Origin of the sequence: Micromonospora sp. NPDC049257 (genome assembly GCF_040678915.1) — a bacterium.
Taxonomy (GTDB): domain Bacteria; phylum Actinomycetota; class Actinomycetes; order Mycobacteriales; family Micromonosporaceae; genus Micromonospora; species Micromonospora antibiotica.
Genome location: NZ_JBFAQU010000004.1, coordinates 1 through 19,671, shown reverse-complemented (window position 1 = coordinate 19,671; position 19,671 = coordinate 1). Strand labels below are relative to the sequence as shown.

General features: G+C 73.4%; 23 protein-coding genes and 1 riboswitch. Of the genes, 16 read left to right on the top strand and 7 right to left on the bottom strand.

Going from position 1 to position 19,671, the window contains the following annotated elements:
* Positions 1–97: 97 nt before the first annotated feature.
* Positions 98–1,159, bottom strand: a complete 1,062-nt coding sequence (locus AB0K25_RS08460) for a cation diffusion facilitator family transporter (RefSeq protein ID WP_219461569.1) — start codon at positions 1,157–1,159, stop codon at positions 98–100.
* 220 nt (positions 1,160–1,379) lie between these two features.
* Between AB0K25_RS08460 and AB0K25_RS08455 the strand changes: the two genes are divergently transcribed.
* From AB0K25_RS08455 to tatC, 5 genes are all read left to right on the top strand, one after another.
* Positions 1,380–2,378, top strand: coding sequence for a WYL domain-containing protein (locus tag AB0K25_RS08455; protein ID WP_219461573.1), 999 nt, complete (start codon positions 1,380–1,382; stop codon positions 2,376–2,378).
* Entirely contained in the window at positions 2,375–3,373 is a 999-nt protein-coding gene (locus AB0K25_RS08450; RefSeq protein WP_363819259.1) for a YafY family protein, read from the top strand. The genes AB0K25_RS08455 and AB0K25_RS08450 overlap by 4 nt, the downstream gene beginning before the upstream one ends.
* A gap of 10 nt (positions 3,374–3,383) precedes the next feature.
* The gene (locus AB0K25_RS08445) at positions 3,384–3,632 is read left to right on the top strand and encodes a hypothetical protein (protein ID WP_219461579.1); all 249 of its coding nucleotides are present in this window, start codon (positions 3,384–3,386) and stop codon (positions 3,630–3,632) included.
* Between the two features lie 238 nt (positions 3,633–3,870).
* Complete coding sequence (gene tatA, locus AB0K25_RS08440) at positions 3,871–4,215, top strand: Sec-independent protein translocase subunit TatA (RefSeq protein ID WP_208566128.1); 345 nt, start codon at positions 3,871–3,873, stop codon at positions 4,213–4,215.
* Positions 4,216–4,233: 18 nt separating this feature from the next.
* Positions 4,234–5,187, top strand: a complete 954-nt coding sequence (tatC, locus tag AB0K25_RS08435; RefSeq protein ID WP_357533644.1) for a twin-arginine translocase subunit TatC — start codon at positions 4,234–4,236, stop codon at positions 5,185–5,187.
* A gap of 76 nt (positions 5,188–5,263) precedes the next feature.
* Here the strand turns inward: tatC and AB0K25_RS08430 are convergent, their stop codons facing one another.
* From AB0K25_RS08430 to AB0K25_RS08415, 4 genes are all read right to left on the bottom strand, one after another.
* Entirely contained in the window at positions 5,264–6,013 is a 750-nt protein-coding gene (locus tag AB0K25_RS08430; RefSeq protein WP_363819256.1) for an amino acid ABC transporter ATP-binding protein, read from the bottom strand.
* A complete protein-coding gene (locus AB0K25_RS08425; RefSeq protein ID WP_219461589.1) occupies positions 6,010–6,807 on the bottom strand; it encodes an amino acid ABC transporter permease in 798 nt (265 codons plus the stop codon). Before AB0K25_RS08425 ends, AB0K25_RS08430 begins: the two co-directional genes overlap by 4 nt.
* Before the next feature lie 42 nt (positions 6,808–6,849).
* A complete protein-coding gene (locus AB0K25_RS08420; RefSeq protein WP_363819253.1) occupies positions 6,850–7,779 on the bottom strand; it encodes an ABC transporter substrate-binding protein in 930 nt (309 codons plus the stop codon).
* 277 nt (positions 7,780–8,056) lie between these two features.
* A riboswitch (SAM riboswitch) is annotated at positions 8,057–8,168 on the bottom strand.
* Positions 8,169–8,235: 67 nt separating this feature from the next.
* Positions 8,236–8,652, bottom strand: coding sequence for a helix-turn-helix domain-containing protein (locus AB0K25_RS08415; RefSeq protein WP_357533640.1), 417 nt, complete (start codon positions 8,650–8,652; stop codon positions 8,236–8,238).
* Positions 8,653–8,771: 119 nt separating this feature from the next.
* Here AB0K25_RS08415 and AB0K25_RS08410 point away from each other — a divergent pair, with 119 nt between their 5' ends.
* The 3 genes from AB0K25_RS08410 (at position 8,772) to AB0K25_RS08400 (ending at position 11,175) form a co-directional block, all read left to right on the top strand.
* Positions 8,772–9,620: an SDR family oxidoreductase gene (locus tag AB0K25_RS08410; RefSeq protein WP_357533638.1), complete on the top strand. Its 849-nt coding sequence runs from the start codon at positions 8,772–8,774 to the stop codon at positions 9,618–9,620.
* A gap of 91 nt (positions 9,621–9,711) precedes the next feature.
* Positions 9,712–10,248 carry an RNA 2'-phosphotransferase gene (locus tag AB0K25_RS08405; RefSeq protein ID WP_363819249.1) on the top strand — a complete coding sequence of 179 codons (537 nt, stop codon included), beginning with the start codon at positions 9,712–9,714 and terminating at the stop codon, positions 10,246–10,248.
* A 198-nt stretch (positions 10,249–10,446) separates the two neighbouring features.
* Positions 10,447–11,175, top strand: coding sequence for a GAF and ANTAR domain-containing protein (locus tag AB0K25_RS08400; protein ID WP_219461604.1), 729 nt, complete (start codon positions 10,447–10,449; stop codon positions 11,173–11,175).
* On the opposite strand, the gene AB0K25_RS08395 is transcribed toward AB0K25_RS08400, so the two are convergent.
* On the bottom strand, positions 11,169–11,900 hold the full coding sequence (locus AB0K25_RS08395; RefSeq protein ID WP_219461607.1) for a GAF and ANTAR domain-containing protein: 732 nt from the start codon (positions 11,898–11,900) through the stop codon (positions 11,169–11,171). The two genes, AB0K25_RS08400 and AB0K25_RS08395, sit on opposite strands and share 7 nt — an antisense overlap.
* 287 nt (positions 11,901–12,187) lie before the next feature.
* Between AB0K25_RS08395 and AB0K25_RS08390 the strand changes: the two genes are divergently transcribed.
* The 7 genes from AB0K25_RS08390 to AB0K25_RS08360 all read left to right on the top strand — a co-directional run bounded on the left by AB0K25_RS08390 (position 12,188) and on the right by AB0K25_RS08360 (position 17,776).
* Positions 12,188–12,820, top strand: coding sequence for an SGNH/GDSL hydrolase family protein (locus AB0K25_RS08390; RefSeq protein WP_219461609.1), 633 nt, complete (start codon positions 12,188–12,190; stop codon positions 12,818–12,820).
* Between the two features lie 258 nt (positions 12,821–13,078).
* Positions 13,079–13,381: an urease subunit gamma gene (locus AB0K25_RS08385; RefSeq protein ID WP_208566118.1), complete on the top strand. Its 303-nt coding sequence runs from the start codon at positions 13,079–13,081 to the stop codon at positions 13,379–13,381.
* Entirely contained in the window at positions 13,378–13,737 is a 360-nt protein-coding gene (locus AB0K25_RS08380; protein WP_219461627.1) for an urease subunit beta, read from the top strand. The genes AB0K25_RS08385 and AB0K25_RS08380 overlap by 4 nt, the downstream gene beginning before the upstream one ends.
* On the top strand, positions 13,734–15,437 hold the full coding sequence (locus AB0K25_RS08375) for an urease subunit alpha (protein WP_363819244.1): 1,704 nt from the start codon (positions 13,734–13,736) through the stop codon (positions 15,435–15,437). Before AB0K25_RS08380 ends, AB0K25_RS08375 begins: the two co-directional genes overlap by 4 nt.
* Positions 15,437–16,120, top strand: coding sequence for an urease accessory UreF family protein (locus AB0K25_RS08370; protein ID WP_219461634.1), 684 nt, complete (start codon positions 15,437–15,439; stop codon positions 16,118–16,120). The genes AB0K25_RS08375 and AB0K25_RS08370 overlap by 1 nt, the downstream gene beginning before the upstream one ends.
* Complete coding sequence (gene ureG, locus AB0K25_RS08365) at positions 16,110–16,847, top strand: urease accessory protein UreG (protein ID WP_219461638.1); 738 nt, start codon at positions 16,110–16,112, stop codon at positions 16,845–16,847. The genes AB0K25_RS08370 and ureG overlap by 11 nt, the downstream gene beginning before the upstream one ends.
* Positions 16,847–17,776 carry an urease accessory protein UreD gene (locus tag AB0K25_RS08360; RefSeq protein ID WP_363819239.1) on the top strand — a complete coding sequence of 310 codons (930 nt, stop codon included), beginning with the start codon at positions 16,847–16,849 and terminating at the stop codon, positions 17,774–17,776. The genes ureG and AB0K25_RS08360 overlap by 1 nt, the downstream gene beginning before the upstream one ends.
* 110 nt (positions 17,777–17,886) lie before the next feature.
* Here the strand turns inward: AB0K25_RS08360 and AB0K25_RS08355 are convergent, their stop codons facing one another.
* Entirely contained in the window at positions 17,887–18,327 is a 441-nt protein-coding gene (locus tag AB0K25_RS08355) for a MarR family transcriptional regulator (RefSeq protein ID WP_357533625.1), read from the bottom strand.
* 95 nt (positions 18,328–18,422) lie between these two features.
* Between AB0K25_RS08355 and AB0K25_RS08350 the strand changes: the two genes are divergently transcribed.
* The gene (locus AB0K25_RS08350; protein ID WP_357533623.1) at positions 18,423–19,562 is read left to right on the top strand and encodes a substrate-binding domain-containing protein; all 1,140 of its coding nucleotides are present in this window, start codon (positions 18,423–18,425) and stop codon (positions 19,560–19,562) included.
* Positions 19,563–19,671: the final 109 nt, after the last annotated feature.

The window sequence follows — 19,671 nt, the reverse complement described above, 5'->3', positions numbered from 1 at the left end:
ACCCCGGTCGGCCCGGTCACCCCGGTCGGCCCGGTCACGCCGGTCGGCCCGGTCGGGTCGGTCACGCCGGTCACGGCGGTTACGTCGGTCGGGCCGGTTACGTCGGTCGGTCGGGCCGCCCGGGGGCGTCGCGGGCGTCGGTTGCCGGGTCGGGTCCGCCCCGGGTGACCCGGGCGTCGGTCACCGGGCCCTGCTCGTCCTGGGTACGCCGGGCGCGGCGGCCGGCGACACCGGGCAGCGACCGGGTGGGGTCGAGGAAGACGTACCCGATCTCCGGATAGCGGGCGGTGAGCCGTCGCTCGGCCTCGTCGGCGTCGGCCTCGATGTCGCCCCCGGTCGCGTCGTCCCGGAAGTCGACCTTGGCGGCCACCAGGATGTCCGCCGGGCCGAGCTGCATGGTCAGCAGGGTGTCGATCCGGTCCACCGTCGGCAGGCCGGCCAGCTCCCGTTCGATCTCCCGGTGCAGCCGTTCGGGCACCGCCCGGCCGACCAGCAGCGAGAGGTTGCTGCGGGCGAGGACGGTGGCGACGACGAGTAGCAGCAGGCCGATCAGGATCGAGGCGAGACCGTCCCACAGCTCGTCACCGGTCCACTCGGACAGGCCCACCCCGACGCCCGCGATGAGCAACCCGACCAGGGCGGCGCTGTCCTCCAGGAACACCGCCTTGACGGTGGTGTCGGCGGTCAGCCGCAGGAACCGGCGCGGGGTGGTCCGCCACCGGCGGGACTCGCTGCGCACCTGGCGTACCGCGCGGGTCAGCGACACCGACTCGATGACGAAGGAGACCGCCAGCACCACGTACGAGATCAGGTAGTCGCCGCTGTGTTCGTGGACCAGGATGGTCGTCACGCCGTGGGTGATGGCGAAGCCGGCCCCCGCGACGAAGGTGAACAACGCGGCGAGGAACGCCCAGACGTAGCTCTCCTTGCCGTACCCGAAGGGGTGCCGGACGTCGGCGGGCCGGGCGCCCCGGCGCAACGCCAGGTAGAGCAGCACCTCGGTGGTGGTGTCGGCGAGCGAGTGGGCGGCCTCGGAGAGCATCGCCGCCGAGCCGGAGACGACCCCGGCGACCAGTTTCGCCACCGCGATGGCGAGGTTGGCCACCCCCGCCACCACGACCGTGCCGACGCTCTCGGTCTTGACTTCACCTTCCGACATGCGGTCACCGTAAGTCTGTTGTCCCGGCTCCGCCCGGAGAGCCGGCCGGGTTCTGCCCCCGGTGATCAAGAGCGTTACGTCAAATTGATCTCTACGGATGACGCAAACCTCTTGATCACCGCAGAAGGGTGGGGTCGTGGCGGGGGATGGGGGGTTGGGTGGGGGTGGGGGTCCGGCGTGGGTGCACGGGTTTCGCGGGTGGGCTGCTAGCGTTCACCCCGTGTCGCGGAGTCGTACCGAACGCCTGGTCAACCTGGTGATCTGTCTGCTGTCCACCAGGCGGTTCCTGACCGCCGCGCAGATCGCCGCGACCGTTCCCGGCTACGAACACGATCCGGACGACGCCCGGGAGCACGAGGCGTTCCAGCGCAAGTTCGAACGGGACAAGGCGGAACTGCGCGAGCTGGGGGTGCCGCTGGAGACCGGGACGGCCAGCGTGTTCGACGCCGAGCCCGGTTACCGGATCGCCCACCGCGAGTACGCCCTGCCCGACATCCCGCTCGAACCGGACGAGGCCGCCGCGGTGGGCATCGCCGCCCGGTTGTGGCAGCACGCCGGACTGGCCGCCGCCGCTTCGTCCGGGCTGGCCAAGCTGCGCGCGGCCGGCGTCGACGTCGACCCGCAGGCCACCCTGGGCCTGGAGCCGATGGTCACCGTCGACCCGTCGTTCGCCCCGCTCACCGCCGCCGCCCGGGACCGCCGCGAGGTCACCTTCGACTACCGGGTGCCGGACCGGGACGCGCCGACCCGACGCCGGTTGCAGCCGTGGGGCGTGGTCTGCTGGCGGGGCCGCTGGTACGTCGTCGGCCACGACCGGGACCGGGCGGCGACCCGCTGCTTCCGGCTGTCCCGGGTGGTGGGCGCGGTCCGGGCCACCGGTGCGCCGGGCGGCTACGAACCACCCGCCGGCCTCGACCTGATCTCGCACGTCGCCACCTGGTCCGGGCCGGTCGAGCGGACCGGGCGGGCCACCGTGCTGGCCGCGCCCGGGCGGGCCGCCGGGCTGCGCCGGTGGGCGGTGCAGAGCGTGCCCGGCCCCGACGGCGACCACCTGGTGCTGCCCTACGCCGATCCGGAGTCGCTGGCCGGGCAGCTCGTCGGCTACGGCCCGGACGTCCGGGTCGTGGATCCTCCCGAGGTACGCGACGCGGTGATCCAACGACTCAAGGAGATCGCTGCCCGGCACGACGAGCTGGCCGTGGCCGGGGGTGCCCGATGACCCGCCCCGCCGCGCGCACCTCCGCCGACCGGCTGGCCCGGCTGCTGAACCTGGTGCCCTACCTGCTGGCCCGACCGGGCATCGAGATCGCCGAGGCCGCCGGTGACCTGGGCGTCAGCGAACGGCAGCTCCGCGAGGACCTGGAGCTGCTCTGGGTGTGCGGGCTGCCCGGTTACGGCCCGGGTGACCTGATCGACATGGCCTTCGACGGCGACCGGGTGACCATCACCTACGACGCCGGCATCGACCGGCCGCTGCGGCTCACCCCGGACGAGGCGCTGGCCCTGGTGGTGGCGTTGCGGATGCTCGCCGAGACGCCCGGGGTGGCCAACCGGGAGGCCGTCGAGCGGGCCCTCGCCAAGATCGAAAATGCGGCCGGTGACCTGGTCGGAGCCCCGGTGGCCGTCCGGCTGCCCGGCGAGAGCCAGCGGGTGCAGGAGCTGCGGGCCGCGGTGGAGCGGCACCGGGCGCTGCGGATCACCTACTACACCGCAGCCCGGGACGAGAGCACCGAGCGCGTCATCGACCCGCTGCGGATGCTGATGGTCGACGGTCGGGCCTACGTCGAGGCGTGGTGCCGCCGCGCCGAGGCGGTCCGGTTGTTCCGGGCCGACCGGATCGACGCGGTCGTCGAGCTGGACGAGCCCGCCGTGGTGCCGCCGCAGGCCCGCCCGCACGACCTGCGCCAGGGGGTGTTCCAGCCGTCCCCGGACCTGCCGCTGATCACCCTGCGCATCGGCCGGGGCGAGCGGTGGATCACCGAGTACTACCCGTGTGAGCGGGTCGAGGTCGACGGTGACCGGTGGGTGGTGTCGCTGCGGGTGACCGATCTCGGCTGGGCACGCCGCTTCGTGCTCGGGTTGGGTCCCGACGTCACCGTCCTCGCCCCGGTCGAGCTGGCTGCCCAGGTCCGTGCCCAGGCCACCGCCGCCCTGGAGGCGTACGCCACCCCGGTGCTCCCGGCCGGCCCGGCGGGTCCGCCGACCGACCGGTAGGCTTCCCGCCGTGGTGAAGTGGATCGTTCTCGCGGTGCTGCTGTTCGCGCTGGTCGTGTTGGCCATGGCGGTCCGCCCGGTGCTGGTGCGGCTGCCCCGGTTGCGCCGCGCGGCGGTGGCGTTGCAGCGTCGCCAGGCCGACGCGGAGGCGCTGCGGCACAGCGCCGAGGCGCTCCAGGAACGGGTCGAGGCGCTCCAGCGGCAGGGCGAGACGACCCAGCAGCGGCTGGAACTGATCAAGGCCAAGCGCGGCAACTGATCGACATCCGGCGCGGGAACTGATCGACACTGGTCGGTGAACCGCGCGTCCGCCGCCCACCCGGCGTCCGATTCACGCAGCTCTGCACCCGTACAGGTGGTTGACGGGACACTCAGCGGTAGTCAAGACTTCACCGGCCGGGCCGCATCAGCGGTGGCCCGGCGGGTGGCAGCAGCCCGTCTCGCACGTACGATGGGCAGCGACCCCACCCTTCGACACAGAGCGACTGGAGCTTCCCATGGGTGCCCTCAAGCCGTGGCACATCGCCGTACTCGTGGTCGTGCTGATCCTGCTCTTCGGCGCGAAGCGGCTTCCCGACGCGGCCCGCTCGCTCGGCCGTTCGTTGCGGATCATCAAGGCGGAGACCAAGAGCCTGGCCGACGACGACCGCGACCTGGCCGAGAAGGCCGACGCGCAGGCCGGCTACCAGCCGCTGCCGCCCCAGCAGCAGCCCGTGCAGCAGCAGCCGTACGCGCCGCAGCCCCAGCAGCAGTACGCCCAGCCGCAGTACGCCCCGCAGCAGGCTCCGCAGCAGCCGGTCGCCCCGCCGGTCGACCCGGTGCAGCGCGTCCGCGACAACTGACCGAAGGGCCCCACCACCGTGGCCTTCGCGCTCCGTAAACGCGGCCCCAGCACCTTCGAACGGGCCTCCGACGGTTCCATGACCCTGATGGAGCATGTCCGCGAGCTGCGGAACCGGCTGTTCCGCGCCTCGCTGGCGATCCTGGTCGGCTTCGGCTTCGGTATCTGGCTGGCGACGCCGGTCCGGGTGCTGCTCTCGAAGCCGTACTGCGACCTGCCTCAGGCGAAGGACCCGGATACCGGGCTGTGTAAGTTCGTCCAGCTCGGCGTTGCCGATGTCTTCCTGCTCAATCTGAAGATCGGCCTCTGGGTCGGGTTGATCATTGCGGCACCGGTCTGGCTCTACCAACTCTGGGCGTTCATCGCGCCGGGTCTGCACCGGCACGAGCGGCGGTACGCGTACATCTTCACGACGCTCGCCGCGCCGCTGTTCGCGGCCGGCGCGGTGCTGGCCTTCTTCGTCACCACCAAGGGCCTGGAGTTCCTGCTCGACATCTCTGGCGGCGACATCTCCACCACCCTGGAGGTCACCCGCTACATCTCGTTCGTCACCAACCTGATCCTGTTGTTCGGGGTGGCGTTCGAGTTCCCGCTGGTAGTGCTGATGCTCAACTTCGTCGGGTTGGCCAGCGCCCGCAAGCTGCTGAGCTGGTGGCGGGTTGCGGTCTTCGTGTTCTTCGCCTTCTCCGCCGTGGTGACGCCCACCCCCGACCCGTTCGGCATGACCGCGCTGGCGATCTGCCTCTGCGCGCTCTACTTCGCCGCGGTCGGGGTGGCCTTCATCAACGACCGGCGCAAGGGGCGGCGTAAGGAGTCCTACGCGGGACTGAGCGACGACGAGGTGTCGCCGTTGGAGTTGGACGACGACCCGGTGGTGGCCACGCCGGAGCTGGAGTTGTCCGAGCCGGTGCACGCCTCCGAGCCGGTGGCCCCGCCCAAACCGATCGACCGCCGCTACGACGACATGACCTGACCGTCAGGTCATCCGCACCACCCGACGCCGCTCCCGCCCTGCCGGGAGCGGCGTCGCTCGTCCGGCCCCGGCGGGCTCAGAGCACCTGGGACAGGAAGCGGCGCAGCCGGGGGTGCTGCGGCGTCTCGAAGACCGCCTCCGGTGCGCCGGCCTCCAGCACCACCCCGTGGTCCATGAACGCGACGGTGTCGGCGACCGAGCGGGCGAAGCCCATCTCGTGGGTGACCACCACCATCGTCATGCCCCCGGCGGACAGCTCGGCCATCACCCCGAGCACCCCCTTGACCAGCTCCGGGTCGAGCGCCGAGGTGGCCTCGTCGAAGAGCATCACCTCAGGTTGCAGGGCCAGCGCCCGGGCGATGGCGACCCGCTGCTGCTGACCGCCGGAGAGGTGGGCGGGCCGGGAGTCGGCCTTGCCGGCGAGGCCGACCAGCGCCAACTGGGTCCGGGCCAGCGCGACCGCCTCGTCCTCGGGCAGCTTCTTGAGCCGGCGCAACGCCAGGGTGATGTTGCGCAGCACGGTCATGTGCGGAAACAGGTTGAACTGCTGGAAGACCATGCCGATCCGCTGCCGCAGGGCGTCCGGGTCGTCGCGCAGCACGCTGCACCCGTCGAGCAGGACGTCACCGGCGTCCGGCTCGATCAGCCGGTTGACGATGCGCAGCAGGGTGGACTTGCCGGAACCGGACGGCCCGATGACGCAGGCCGTCGCGCCCCGGGCGACGTCCAGGTCGACGCCGCGCAGCACCCGGTTGGCCCCGAAGGCCAGGTGTACGTCGCGGACGGCGAGGCTGACCGAGGTGGTGGTCGCGGTGCCGGCGGTCATCGGGGGTCCTCCCGGGGGGTACGCGGTTGCGGTAGGGCGGTCTCGCCGGCCAGGGCCAGCCCGCCGTCGTCGTCGGGGTCGACGGTGACCGTCCGGCCCCGGCGCAACCGGCGGTCGATGGCGTTGACGGCGTGCGTCAGCGGCACGGTCAGCAGCAGGTAGCACAGGCCGGCCAGCAGCAGCGCCGACTGGTTGCCGGTGTTGGCGGCGTAGTCCTGCCCGATCCGGAACAACTCCCGCTGGCTGGCCAGCAGGCCGAGGAAGTAGACCAGGCTGGAGTCCTTGATCAGCGCGATCAGCTGGTTGACCCAGGCCGGCAGCACCCGGCGTACCCCCTGCGGGACGATGACCAGGCGCATCGCCTCACCCCAGGAGAAGCCCAGCGCGCGGGCCCCCTCCAGCTGCGCCGCCTCCACGCTCTGGATGCCGGAGCGGAAGATCTCCCCGATGTACGCGGCGGCGATCAGCGACAGCGCCAGGATGCCCAGCGGGTAGGGGTTGGGACCCCACACCTGCATGCCGAGCGGGGCCAGGCCGACACCGATCAGCAGGATGGTGGCGGCGGCCGGCAGCCCCCGGAACACGTCGGTGTAGACCCGGGCCGGCCAGCGCAACCATCGGGTCCGGGAGATGCCCGCCACGGCCAGCGCCATGCCCAGCACCGAGCCGAGCAGGGCGGCGGAGACCGCCAGGATCAGCGTGTTGGGCAGCCCGACGGTCAACATCTCGGGCAGCGCCTCGCGCATGGAGTCCCAGTCGAAGAAGGTCTCCCACAGGGTGCTCAACGGATCCATCGTGTTTCTCCTACCGCCCCGCTCGCTGGTCTGGTCGTACCGTCAGGAGTTGGCCGACGCCGACGCCGACGCCGACGCCGACGCCGACGCCGACGGCGTCGCCGCGCCGGGGGCGGCGACGTCGCCGCTGCCGGGGGTGAAGCCGGCGGGGATCGGCCGGCCCGGGTAGTACTGCTGCTGGAGCCGGGTCCAGGTGCCGTCGGCGATGACCTCGTCGAGGCCCTTGTCCAGCGCCTTGCGCAGCGCGTCGTTGCCCTTGGCGAAGGCGTACGCGGTGGGGGTCGGGCTCAACTCCGTGGCCGCCACCGTGATCTTGCCGTTGCTGTCGGCGGCCGACTTCTCGCCGATCTCGGCGGGGGCGATCCAGGCGTCGGCGGTGCCGGCCTTGAGCTGGTTGATCGCCCCGTTGTAGTCGGGCACCCGCACCGGGTCGAGCTTGCGCGAGGTGGCGTAGTCGTCCTGCACGGTGCCCTGCACGACCACCACCCGCTTGCCGGCGAGCTGGTCGAAGCCGGTCAGCGGGGAGCCGGCGGGCACGTCGAGGCCGAAGTAGCCGAAGTCGTAGCCGTTGCCGAAGTCGACGGTCTTCTTCCGGGCCTCGGTGATGGTGATCGAGGAGCTGCCGATGTCGAACTTGCGGTTGTTGACCTGGGAGAGCAGCGCCGAGAAGTCGGTGCCGACGAACTCGACCTTCAGCCCCACCTTGCCGGCGGCCGCGACGAGCAGGTCGTTGTCGAAGCCGGTGAAGGTGCCGTCCTTGAGGTAGACGTTCGGTGGGGCGTCGGTCAGCGTGCCGGCGCGCAGCACCCCCGGCTGGAGCAGGCCGTACGGGTTGTCGGCGGGGTCGGCGGACTCGCCGCCGCAGGCGGTCAGCGCGGTGGCGGCGAGCAGGGCGGCGACGCCGAGCGCGGCGGCCCTGGTGAGGGCGGGCCGGGGCCGCCGGGTCGTGGGCAGGGCAGGAAGGAATCGCACGGGTGTCTCCAGAGTTGATCGGGCGACGGCGGGTGCGCGTCGCCGACGGGGTGCCCGCCGGGCACGCCGCTGAGGTGGTACGGGAAGAGAGGGTCGACTACCGGGGGCGACAGGAGTCGCTGTGGACCCGCATCAGGTCGACGTGTCGCCGTCTGACCAGCCGGACGCCGCTGGTCCGGACGCCGGCCCGGGACACGGGGGCGACGCCGTCGGTGGGCGGGGCGGGTGCGGGGGCGGACACGGGTTCTCCCGGGGTCGGAGTTGACCTGGGGAAACCAGGCCACGCTTGCACCGGCGGTCTACCGGTGCCTGGTCCTCACCCGGAGCACCCCACCGTGGCGGAGGGTTGCCGGCCAGCGAGCCGGGGCTTGACGCTGGCGCTCATGACCTGCCCGAAGGCTAGCAGCCGGGACCGGGCGATCGTCCACCCGTTATGACGGCCCTCACGTCCGCTCCTTACCGCCGGGCGGGACGGGTGAGACGGGTGGGTCGCGCGGTGCCGGTGGGCGCGCGGTGGGGCAGGTCGGCGTCGTAGCGGACCCGGGCCGCCTGCACCTCGGCGAGGTGGGTGGTGGCCCAGGTCTCCAGTCCGGAGACCAGGTCGAGCAGGCTGCGGCCCAGGTCGGTGAGGGCGTAGTCGACCCGGGGCGGGACGCTGGCGTGCACCGTCCGGGTGACCAGGCCGTCGCGCTCCAGCCCGCGCAGGGTCTGGGTGAGCATCTTCTGGCTGATCCCGTCGATGTGCTCGGCCAGCTCGCCGTAGCGCCGGTCGCCGTCGGCGAGGGTCAGCACGACCAGCACGCTCCACCGGTCGCCGATCCGGTCGATGACCTGCCGGCTGCCGCAGTCGCGCTGGAACGGGTCGGGTCGCATCCCTTTACTCTCCATCAGTGCGTCACAAACTTCAAGGTGCCTACTCTCCGATGGGAAGTATCGCCAAGCAGCTGGGTGTTTGCCAGTACGACTGAAGTAGCCACCCGAAGGAGAACGCCATGTCCATCGTCGTCACCGGAGCCACCGGCCACCTGGGTCGCCTGATCGTCGAATCCCTGCTGCGCCGGGGCGTACCCGCCGGGAAGATCGTGGCGCTGGGGCGGGACACCGGCCGGCTCACCGGCCTCGCCGACCGGGGGGTCGAGGTCCGGTCGGCCGACTACACCGACCCCGACTCGCTCCGCGCCGCCTTCGCCGACGCCGAGAAGCTGATGTTCGTCTCCGGCAGCGAGGTCGGCCAGCGGGTGCCGCAGCACCACAACGTCATCGACGCCGCCCGCGAGGCCGGTGTCGGCCTGGTCGTCTACACCAGCATCGCCCACGCCGACACCTCCGACCTGCTGCTGGCCGCCGAGCACCGGGCCACCGAGGAGGAACTGCGCGCCTCCGGCCTGCCGTACGTGCTGCTGCGCAACAGCTGGTACCTGGAGAACTACACCGGCCAACTCGACGGCTACCTGGCCCACGGGGTCGCCGGTTCCGCAGGTGACGGCCGGGTCAGCGCCGCCACCCGCGCCGACTACGCCGAGGCCGCCGCCGAGGTGCTCACCACCGAGGGACACGCAGGTCAGGTCTACGAGCTGGGCGGTGAGGCGTTCACCATGACCGAACTGGCAGCCGAGGTGTCCCGCCAGAGTGGACACGACGTCCGCTACACCGACCTGCCGGTGCCGGCGTACACCGACCTGCTCGTCTCCGCCGGGCTGCCCGAGCCGTACGCCGCCACCCTGGCCGACGCCGACCGGGGCATCGCCCAGGGTGCGCTGTACGTGCCCGTGGACGACCTGGAGAAGCTGCTCGGCCGCCGGCCCACCAGCCTCGCCGAGGCGCTCCGCGCCGCCCGCTGACCCGACCCGCCCGCCCCGGGGTGTCGCCGGGGCGGGCGGCGCGGGGATAACCGGTGGAACGTCGCCACCGCCCCACCCGACAATGCTCGCCATGGATCACCAGACGCTGGTACGGGTCAGCAGGCGGATGTCGCTCGCCCTGCGCCACCAGCCCGCCCGGTTCGGCCTCACCCCCGACCCGGGCGGCTGGGTGTCCGTCGTCGACCTGCTGGCCGCCCTGCGGATCGACCGGGCCGACCTCGACACGGTGGTCGGCGGCAACGACAAGCAGCGCTTCGCGGTGACCCGGGACGCCGACGGGACCGAACGGATCCGGGCCAACCAGGGCCACTCGTACCCGGTGGACCTGGGGCTGACCGCCGAACCGCCGCCGCCGCGGCTCTTCCACGGCACCGGGGCCGCCGCACTCGGCTCGATCCGGGCCACCGGACTGCACCGGGGCGGTCGGCACCACGTACACCTGTCGTCGGACATGGCGACGGCCCGGCGGGTCGGGGCCCGCCGGGGTGGCGCGGTGGTGGTGCTGACCGTCGACGCGGCGGCGATGGCCCGCGACGGGCACGCCTTCTACCGCAGCGTCAACGGCGTGTGGCTCACCGACGCGGTGCCGCCGGCCTATCTGACCTGATCACCTCGGTCGCGGCTGCCACGACGCCAGCGGGTACCCCGGGCGGTTCACTCCGGCGGCGGGTAAGGTGCGGATGTCGTGCCTCGGGCGGCCCGGCGAGCCGAACCCAGAACGCCGTGGCCGAGGGCCGACACCGCTGCCGCCACCACGCGTCCCCCGCCGCAGCGCGAGGGACGCCCGCCGGGAAGGGACCGCGCGATGGCACCGCTCCCGCTGAGCCCGCAGGACGCCCTGGTCGAACTCAGCCGGATCCGACTCGACGAGGTCGGCCTGGACGAGGTGCTGCAGCTGATCGCCGACCTGGCCCGGCGCAGCCTGCGCGGGGTGGCCGAGGTGTCGGTGACCCTGCTGCGTGGTGGCAGCCCGCAGAGCGTCGCCGTCACCGGCGACATCGCGCTCCTGCTCGACGAGTGGCAGTACCGGCAGGGCCACGGGCCGTGTCTGGACGCCGCCATCACCGGCGACACCCTGCTCGTGTCCGACACCGCCACCGAGGAACGCTGGCCGGTCTGGGCGGCCCGGGCGGTCGACGGGGGCATCGGCAGTACGCTCGCCATCGGTCTGCCGATCCAGGAGGCGGTGGTCGGCGCCCTCAACCTCTACGGGCCCGCCCCGCGCGCCTTCGACGCCGACACGGTCGAACTGGCCCGGACCTTCGCCGCGTACGCCGCAGTGGCCCTGGCCAACGCCCATCTCTACGCCAGCACCGCCTCGCTGGCCGAGCAGATGCGGGCGGCGATGGAGAGCCGGGCCGTGATCGAGCAGGCCAAGGGCATCATCATGGGCCAACGCCGGTGCACGGCCGACGAGGCCTTCGGCATTCTCGCCCGGCTCTCCCAGGACACCCACCGCAGGCTGCGGGACGTCGCCGCCGCCCTCGTCGGCCGGGCCAGCAGCCCGACGCACTCAGGTTCCGCGAGTCACTGATCCGGCCGGGTGGGCTGACCGGACGCCGGTTCGACGACCTGGTGGACCAGGGCCTCCGCCACGTCCCGCAGCTTACGGTTGGAGTTCTGCGACACCCGGGCCAGCAGGGCGAACGCCTCGTCGGCCGTGCACCGTCGCTGGCCCATGATGATGCCCTTGGCCTGCTCGATCACGGCGCGGTTGCGCATGGCCTCCTGCATCTGCTCGGCCAGTGAGGCGGTGCTGTCGTAGAGATGGGCGTTGGCCAGGGCCACCGCGGCGTGGCCGGCGAACGTCCGGGCGGGCTCGGCCACCTGGCTGAAGGCGTCCGGCCGGGTGCCGTAGACGTTGAGCGCGCCGACCATCGCCTCCTGGATCGGCAGGCCGAGGGACATCGAGGAGCGCACCCCGGTCGTGCGGGCCCGCGCCGCCCACTCCGGCCAGCGACGCTCGTCGGTCATGTCCGCGACGATCAGCACGGTGCCCGTGGTGGCCGCGTCCAGGCACGGGCCGCGACCCTGCTCGTACTGCCACTGGTCGAGGCGGAGCGCGAGGTCACCGGTGTGGGCCGCGGTGTGCGCCTCGGTGCCGTGCACCAGTGTCACCGAGACCTCGGCGGCTCCCGGGATGCTGTCCCTGGCCACCTCGGCGATCCGGGACAGGACGGCGTCGAGGTCCATCTCGGCGTGGCGGATGGAGCCCAGCCGGAGGACAGCCTCGGTGATGTCCAGTGGTGACTGCGTCATGTCGTCTGACGTCCTTGCGAACCGGCGCAAACCTACCGGAGGAACCGGCAGCGCGTGACGAGCGGTCGTTGCCAGGGACCGCAGGTGCGGCTGCCCGGGGCGGACCGGGGACCGCGCCGCTGCTTGACGCTCGCTCGCGACACCCCATGGGACGTCGAATGCGGAGCATCACCTTACCGGTCCGCCGGGGGTGACTGGCGAGGACACCACCGAGCGCCCAATTCCGGGTGGTGTCCTGGCCGGACACCGGGGATGATGGCGGGCGACGACGACAGGGGAGCGGGCGGATGACGGTGGAGTTGCCCCGCGCGGGGCGGGTGTTGTTCATCGGCGACAGCATCACCGATGCCGGGCGCGACCGTGCCGACGAGGCCGACCTGGGGGTGGGCTGGGCGATGATGGCCGCCGCCTGGTTCACCGCCCGGCATCCGGGTCACCGGGTGACCTTCCGCAACCGGGGCGTCGGCGGTGACCGGGTACGCGACCTGCGGGCCCGTTGGACGGACGACTGCCTGGCGCTGGCCCCACAGGTGGTGTCGGTGCTGATCGGGATCAACGACACCTGGCGGCGGTACAGCAGCGACGAGGTGACCACGGTCGAGGAGTTCACCACCGACTACCGGCACCTGCTCGCCACCACCCGGGAGGCGCTACCGGACGTCCGGTTGGTGCTGATGGAACCGTTCCTCATCCCGGTCGACGACGCCCAGCGGCGCTGGCGCGACGACCTGGACCCGAAGGTCGACGCGGTGCGCAAGCTGGCCGCCGAGTTCGACGCGACGCTGGTCGCGGTGGAGGCGGTGTTCCGCGCCGCCGACGTCGACGACCGGGTGTGGACCGACGACGGGGTGCACCTGACCCCGTCCGGTCACGCGGTGCTGGCCCAGCAGTGGCTGGCGGCGGTCACCCCGGCCACCTGAGCCCGCCCGGCCGGGCCCCGGGCGTTGCCAGGGCCCGGGGTGATCCTCTACGGTCGGTCCAGCGGTTGGCGGTGCGGTCCTTCCCAACCACCACCGCCGAGCGGCCCTGTGGCGGGCCGGGGCCGGTGGGGCCCCGGGATGACCTGCCCGGTGCCGGCGGCGGTCCCGTGTGTCGTCCTGCCCCCTCGCCGGTCTGCGCCCTTTGTCGCGTTCGGAGTCGGTACGGTGGGAAACACGCCGAGCCGTCCGGGAGATCCCGTGTTCCTCACGCCCCACGAGCAGGACCGCCTGCTCGTCCACGTCGCTGCGGACGTCGCCCGACGACGACGCGAGCGCGGACTGCGCCTCAACTATCCCGAGGCCGTCGCCATGATCACCGCGTTCCTCCTCGAGGGCGCCCGGGACGGCCGGACGGTCACCGACCTCATGGCTGCCGGCCGGACCGTGCTCACCCGCGACGACGTGCTCGACGGAATCCCCGAGATGCTGGGGGAGGTGCAGGTGGAGGCGACGTTCCCGGACGGCACCAAGTTGGTGACGGTGCACCACCCGATCCCGTGATCCCCGGGGAGATCCTGCCCGGCGACGGGCCGGTCGAGATCAACGCGGGTCGCCCGGTGACCACCCTGCTGGTGGTCAACACCGCCGACCGGCCGATCCAGGTCGGCTCGCACTACCACTTCGCCGAGACCAACCCGGGGCTGCGCTTCGACCGCGCCGCCGCGTACGGGCAGCGGCTCGCCGTGCCGGCGGGGACGTCGGTGCGGTTCGAGCCGGGTGTCAGCCGCACCGTCGACCTGGTGCCGCTGGGCGGGGCCAGGGTCGTGCCGGGGCTGCGCGGCGAGGTCGCCGGCCCTCTCGACCGGGGGCCGAATGCCGACGGGGCCGGCCCGCGCGACGCGGAGGCGGGACGATGAGCGCGGTGGACCGGCGACGCTACGCCGACCTGTACGGCCCGACCACCGGCGACCGCATCCGGCTGGCCGACACCGACCTGCTGATCGAGGTGGAGGTCGACCACTGCGTCGGCGGTGACGAGGCGGTGTTCGGCGGGGGCAAGGTGATCCGCGAGTCGATGGGCCAGTCCCGGGCCACCCGGGCCGAGGGTGCGCTGGACACGGTGATCACCGGCGCGGTGGTGCTGGACCACTGGGGGGTGGTGAAGGCCGACGTCGGGCTGCGCGACGGCCGGATCGTGGCGCTGGGGCGGGCCGGCAACCCGGACACCATGCCCGGGGTGCACCCGGACCTGGTGATCGGCCCGTCGACCGAGGTGATCGCCGGCAACGGGCGCATCCTCACCGCCGGGGCGGTGGACACCCACGTGCACTTCATCTGCCCGCAGATCGTCACCGAGGCGCTCACCTCGGGCATCACCACCCTGGTCGGCGGGGGCACCGGCCCGGCCGAGGGCACCCGGGCCACCACGGTCACCCCGAACGCCTGGCACCTGGCCCGGATGCACGAGGCGCTGGACACCTTCCCGGTGAACGTGCTGCTGCTGGGCAAGGGCAACACGGTCTCCACCGAGGCGCTGTGGGAGCAGTTGCGGGCCGGGGCGGGTGGCTTCAAGCTGCACGAGGACTGGGGGACCACCCCGGCGGCGATCGACGCCTGCCTGCGGGTGGCCGACGCGTCCGGGGTGCAGGTGTCCATCCACACCGACACCCTCAACGAGGCCGGGTTCGTGGCGGACACGCTGCGCGCCATCGCCGGCCGGGCGATCCACTCTTACCACACCGAGGGGGCGGGGGGTGGGCACGCGCCGGACATCATCACGGTGGCCGGGGAGCCGAACGTGCTGCCGTCGTCGACGAACCCGACCCGGCCGTACACCCGCAACACCCTCGCCGAGCACCTCGACATGCTGATGGTCTGCCACCACCTCAACCCGTCGGTGCCGGAGGACCTGGCGTTCGCCGAGAGCCGGATCCGGCCGTCCACGATGGCCGCCGAGGACCTGCTGCACGACCTCGGGGCGATCTCCATCATCGGCTCCGACTCGCAGGCGATGGGCCGGGTCGGCGAGGTGATCACCCGGACCTGGCAGAGCGCGCACGTGATGAAGCGGCGGGTGGGCGCGCTGCCCGGTGACGGCCCGGCCGACAACCACCGGGCCCGCCGCTACGTGGCGAAATACACCATCTGCGCGGCGATGGCCAACGGGCTGGAACGGGAGATCGGCTCGGTGGAACCGGGCAAGCTCGCCGACCTGGTGCTCTGGGACCCGGCGTTCTTCGGAGTCCGGCCCTACCTGGTGATCAAGGGCGGAATGATCGCGTACGCGCAGATGGGCGACGCGAATGCGTCCATCCCCACCCCGCAACCGATGCTGCCGAGGCCGATGTTCGGCGCGTACGGCGTGGTGCCGGCCGCGACCAGCGTGGCGTTCGTCGCGCCGGCCGCGCTGGAGGCGGGCCTGCGGCTGGACGTGCGCCGCCCGCTGGTCCCGGTGGCCGACGTGCGCTCGCGGGGCAAGGCCGACCTGCCGTGCAACGGCGCGTTGCCGCGCATCGAGGTCGACCCGGACACCTTCACCGTCCGCATCGACGGGGTGGTGGTCGACCCGGAACCGGTCACCGAACTGCCCATGGCCCAGCGGTACCACCTGTTCTGATGACCCCGTCGAGCATGGTGCTGCTGCTGGCCGACGGCAGGTTCCCCGCCGGGGCGCACGCCCACTCCGGCGGGCTGGAGGCGGCGGTGGCGGCCGGGCTGGTCACCGACCCGGCCACCCTGGCCGGGTTCCTGCGCGGCCGGTTGGCCACCGGCGGGCTGGTCGCCGCCGCGTTCGCGGTGGCGGCGCACCGGGCCGCCGCAGCCACCGACCGGCGGGCGACGCTGGCCCGGCTGGACGCCGAACTGGACGCCCGTACCGCCGCCCCGGCGCTGCGGGCCGTTTCCCGCCGGCAGGGTCGGGCGCTGCTGCGGGCCGGTCGGGAGATCTGGCCCGACGGCGGGTTCGACGCCCTGCCCGCCGGTGTGCCGGGGCCGCACCAGCCGCTGGTGCTCGGTCTGGTCGCCGCCGCCGCCGGCCTGGACCCGGTGGCGGCGGCGACCGTCGCCGCGTACGGGTCGGTGACCGGCCCGGCCAGCGCGGGGGTACGGCTGCTCGGCCTCGACCCGTACCGGGTGCACGCGGTGCTGGCGGCGCTGGCCGTCGACTGCGACGCCACGGCCGCCCGCGCGGTCGCCACCGCCGCCGATCCGCCCGAGCTGCTGCCGGCCCCGGCCGCTCCGCTCACCGACATCCACGCCGAAGTCCACACCACCTGGGAGGTGCGTCTCTTTGCGTCCTGAAACCGTTTCGCCGACCCCGCACGCGTCGATCCCGCACGACGAGACCGTGCCGCACACCCACCCCGAGCCCGGGGTCGACCCGCACGCCCCGCTGCCGTCCACCGTCCGCCCGCTGCGGGTGGGCATCGGCGGGCCGGTGGGTTCGGGTAAGACCGCGTTGGTCGCGGCGCTGTGCCGGGCCTTCGCCGACGAGCTGCGCCTGGGCGTGGTCACCAACGACATCTACACCACCGAGGACGCGGACTTCCTGCGCCGGGCCGGGGTGCTCGACCCGGAGCGGATCCGGGCGGTGGAGACCGGTTGCTGCCCGCACACCGCGATCCGCGACGACATCGGCGCGAACCTCGACGCGATCGACGAGCTGGTCGACGGGGTCGGACCGCTGGACCTGGTGCTGGTGGAGAGCGGTGGGGACAACCTCACCGCCACGTTCAGCCGGGGGCTGGTCGACCGGCAGATCTTCGTGGTCGACGTCGCCGGGGGCGACAAGGTGCCCCGCAAGGGTGGGCCCGGGGTGACCGCCGCCGACCTGCTGGTCATCAACAAGACCGACCTGGCCCCGTTGGTCCGGGCCGACCTGTCGGTGATGGACCGCGACGCCCGCGCCCGGCGGGGGGACCTGCCGACGGTGTTCCTGTCCATCGTGGGCGATCCGCTGGCCACCGGGGTGGCCGACTGGGTCCGTCACGAGCTGGCCCACCACCGTGGCCGGCTGGCCGTCGCCTGATGCGCGCGGTCGCCCGGGTGGTGGCGGTGGCCGACCGTCGGGGCCGCACCGTGCTGCGCGAGCTGCGGGGCGAGTCACCGCTGCTGCTGCGCCAGGCCGCCACCGAGGAGGGCGTCCCCACGGTGTACGTCGTCGGCGGCGCGGCCGGTCCGCTGGCCGGTGACGACCTGCGGTTGAGCGTCGAGGTGGGGCCGGAGGCGGCGGTGCGGGTGCGTACCGTCGCCGCCTCGGTGGCCCTGCCCGGCCGGCCGGGGGCGGTCTCCCGGATGCGGGTCGACGCGGTGGTGCACGACGGCGGCACCCTGCACTGGCTGCCGGAGCAGCTGGTCGCGGCGGCCGGCTGCGACCATGTCGCCGAGTCCCGGGTGACCCTCGCCGAGGGGGCCCGGCTGCTGTGGCGCGAGGAACTCGTCTGCGGCCGGCACGGCGAACCCGCCGGCGACGTCGTGGTGGCGACCTCGGTCGACCACGCCGGTCGGCCGCTGCTGCGGCAGTCCCTGGCGGTCGGCCCGGCCGCACCCGGTTGGGCCGGGCCGGCGGTGCTGGGTGGGGCGACAGCGACCGGTTCGTTGCTGGTGGTCGGTCCCGCCGCCGCGTCGGGACCGGCCACCGTGGACGCCGCCGGCGGCCAGCCCCGGGGCCGGGTGCTGCCCACCGGCCCCGGGGCGTCCGCCGTCTGGCTGCCGCTGGCCGGTGGCCCGGCGGCCCTGCTCACCGCCACCGCCCCCGACGCCCACACCCTGCGTACCCTGCTCACCCCGGCCGGTGACCCGGCTGGCGTGGCGGCGATCGGCCCGCCCACCCCGGCGACGGCCACCGGTCCGACTCCGGCCGCCCCGGCCGTCAGCGCGGCTGCTGCCGGGGCCGGTGGCGGAGTTCCGGGCGCGGCGGGGGAGACCGGGTGGGTGACGGCTGCCGGTCTCCGCTGACGGCCGGCCGAGTGCCGGTGACGGCAGGCCGGAGGGACGGCCGGCCCGTGGGGCTGCCGGGCAGTCGGCCTGCATCGGCAGCCGGTCGGTCGGTCCGCTGCGGTTGCCGGTCAGCCGGCGCGGACCGGCTGCCGGCGGGGGTCGAGCCGGGCGACGAGTTCGACGAGCTGGCCGGTCAGCGTCGCGTCGTCGATGATCCCGGCCAGCTCGGCCCGGACGAGGGCATCGATGCGCTCGTGTTCGCGCCGGCCCCGGGGCGTCAGGTAGGCCCGGATGCGTCGCCGGTCGAACGGGTCGATCCGGCGGTGTACCAGGTTCTGGTCGACGAGCTGATCGACGATCTTCGTCAGGGTGCCCGGCGGCAACGACTCCTCGGTGGAGACTTCGCTCATCGGGTGACCCTGCCCGTCGGCGAGTCGGCAGAGCACCCGCCACGCCTCGACGGTGAGCCCCTCGGCGGTGAGCACCACACCGACCCGACGGGCGAGCAGCCGTTCGGCGCGGGTGAGCGCGCGCATCAGGTCGACGGGCGTGGTGGGATCGTCGGCCATGTCTCTCCCCGTTCGGTGGCTTGCCATGTTACCGAAGCGTCCCGGTTTCCGGTCGGGTCTGGTGGCCCGCCAGGGTTGCCGGCAATCATGTCAGCATGTCCGTGCCGGTGCCCGGCTCCCCCGGCCTGCCGGAGCCGCTGTCCCGCCCGGGCGGCCCGGCCGGTGCGGCCCCCTGGCTGACCGTCGACCGGTCGGTGGTCAGCGTCGCGTTGGTCTTCCCGATGCGCGGCCCGGCCGGCATGTTCGGCCCCACCTGTGAGCTGTGCGCCCAGTTGGCGGTGGAGGAGGTCAACCGGGCCGGCGGGGTGCTCGGTCGGGAGCTGCGGCTGGTGCCGGTCGACGGCGGTGCGCCACCGGCCGAGGTCGCGGCCGAGGTGGAGGCGCTGGTGTCGACCGGTGCGGTGCAGGGGGTGACCGGTTGGCACATCTCGTCGGTCCGGCAGGCGGTGGCGCCGAGGATCGCGCACCGGGTGCCGTACGTCTACACCGCCCTGTATGAGGGCGGGGAGCGTACCGAGGGGGTGTTCCTGACCAGCGAGACACCCGACGCCCAGCTCCGGCCGGCGATGCGGCTGCTCGCCCGGGAGCAGGGCGTACGCCGCTGGTATGTGGTGGGCAACGACTACGTCTGGCCACGCCGGACCGCGCAGGCCGCCCAGCGCTACGCCCGCGACGACGGGGCGCGGGTGTGCGGGCGGGCCTTCCTGCCGTTGGGCACCGAGGACTTCGGGCCGGTGCTGCGGGCGGTCGAGCGGACCGAGGCCGATGCGGTGCTGATGCTGCTCGTCGGTGCCGACGCCGTCCGGTTCAACCGGGCCTTCGGCCGGTCCGCACTGGACCAGCGGTGCCTGCGGTTGAGCACCCTGATGGACGAGAACATGCTGATGGCCAGCGGCGTCGGCGGCACCCGCCGGCTGTTCAGCACCGCCGGGTTCTTCGCCGGCCTGGTCACCCGGGAGAACCTCGACTTCCACGGCGCGTTCGCCCGCCGGTTCGGGGTGGACGCGCCGCCGCTGGGCAGCCTGGGGGAGTCCTGCTACGAGGGCGTGATGCTGCTCGCCGCCCTGATCACCCGGGCCCGCACTCTGGACGTACGGGCGATCGGCGCGGCTGCGGACGCCGTCACTTACCACGGCCCCCGGGGTGAGCTGCACCTGCGCCACCGCCACGTCCGCCAACGCATCTACCTCGCCGAGGCCGACGGCCTCGACTTCACCGTCCTCTCCCAACTCTGACCCCCACCCCCACCCCCACCCCACCCCCACCCCCACCCGGCCTCACCCACCCCCAGACCCCGGTGATCAAGAGGTTTGCGTCATCCGTCGGCCGTTTGGTGACGCAAAC

Excerpts from the sequence above, each read along its gene's own strand:
- AB0K25_RS08450 (WP_363819259.1), top strand. The coding sequence starts at position 2,375 with ATGACCCGCCCCGCCGCGCGCACCTCCGCCGACCGGCTGGCCCGGCTG.
- AB0K25_RS08405 (WP_363819249.1), top strand. The coding sequence starts at position 9,712 with ATGGATCACCAGACGCTGGTACGGGTCAGCAGGCGGATGTCGCTCGCC.
- AB0K25_RS08410 (WP_357533638.1), top strand. The coding sequence starts at position 8,772 with ATGTCCATCGTCGTCACCGGAGCCACCGGCCACCTGGGTCGCCTGATC.
- AB0K25_RS08460 (WP_219461569.1), bottom strand. The coding sequence starts at position 1,159 with ATGTCGGAAGGTGAAGTCAAGACCGAGAGCGTCGGCACGGTCGTGGTG.
- AB0K25_RS08360 (WP_363819239.1), top strand. The coding sequence starts at position 16,847 with ATGCGCGCGGTCGCCCGGGTGGTGGCGGTGGCCGACCGTCGGGGCCGC.
- AB0K25_RS08395 (WP_219461607.1), bottom strand. The coding sequence starts at position 11,900 with ATGACGCAGTCACCACTGGACATCACCGAGGCTGTCCTCCGGCTGGGC.
- AB0K25_RS08355 (WP_357533625.1), bottom strand. The coding sequence starts at position 18,327 with ATGGCCGACGATCCCACCACGCCCGTCGACCTGATGCGCGCGCTCACC.
- tatA (WP_208566128.1), top strand. The coding sequence starts at position 3,871 with ATGGGTGCCCTCAAGCCGTGGCACATCGCCGTACTCGTGGTCGTGCTG.
- AB0K25_RS08430 (WP_363819256.1), bottom strand. The coding sequence starts at position 6,013 with ATGACCGCCGGCACCGCGACCACCACCTCGGTCAGCCTCGCCGTCCGC.
- AB0K25_RS08400 (WP_219461604.1), top strand. The coding sequence starts at position 10,447 with ATGGCACCGCTCCCGCTGAGCCCGCAGGACGCCCTGGTCGAACTCAGC.
- AB0K25_RS08375 (WP_363819244.1), top strand. The coding sequence starts at position 13,734 with ATGAGCGCGGTGGACCGGCGACGCTACGCCGACCTGTACGGCCCGACC.
- AB0K25_RS08370 (WP_219461634.1), top strand. The coding sequence starts at position 15,437 with ATGACCCCGTCGAGCATGGTGCTGCTGCTGGCCGACGGCAGGTTCCCC.
- AB0K25_RS08415 (WP_357533640.1), bottom strand. The coding sequence starts at position 8,652 with ATGCGACCCGACCCGTTCCAGCGCGACTGCGGCAGCCGGCAGGTCATC.
- AB0K25_RS08425 (WP_219461589.1), bottom strand. The coding sequence starts at position 6,807 with ATGGATCCGTTGAGCACCCTGTGGGAGACCTTCTTCGACTGGGACTCC.
- AB0K25_RS08390 (WP_219461609.1), top strand. The coding sequence starts at position 12,188 with ATGACGGTGGAGTTGCCCCGCGCGGGGCGGGTGTTGTTCATCGGCGAC.
- AB0K25_RS08350 (WP_357533623.1), top strand. The coding sequence starts at position 18,423 with ATGTCCGTGCCGGTGCCCGGCTCCCCCGGCCTGCCGGAGCCGCTGTCC.